The organism is Paenibacillus oryzisoli (assembly GCF_001653565.1).
GTDB classification, from domain to species: domain Bacteria; phylum Bacillota; class Bacilli; order Paenibacillales; family NBRC-103111; genus Paenibacillus_E; species Paenibacillus_E oryzisoli.
This window is the reverse complement of the sequence record NZ_LYPB01000071.1, coordinates 196,110-196,312: the sequence shown is the minus strand read 5'-3', so window position 1 is coordinate 196,312 and position 203 is coordinate 196,110. Positions and strand designations below refer to the sequence as shown.

The 203-nt window shown below is 48.8% G+C and carries 1 protein-coding gene; it reads right to left on the bottom strand.

The genetic code is table 11. The features are described 5' to 3' along the window. On the bottom strand, positions 1-203 hold a 203-nt coding region (locus tag A8708_RS17450; protein ID WP_204787577.1), incomplete at both ends, for an Ig-like domain-containing protein.

The window sequence follows — 203 nt, the reverse complement described above, 5'->3', positions numbered from 1 at the left end:
ATAAGCCCGTCATCTCGTCTATCGTTGCATGTCCTGTGCCTTGCTCTACGCTCCAAGTGACGGAAGCATTCGTAGCGTTCATAGGTAACACAGCTGCACTCATTTGCAGTGTACTACCATTCGGTACGCTTGTTGCTTGATCCGCCCCTGTCACGGTGATACTTATGACGGGTATGGCTTCAATCGTAATAATCATACTTCCC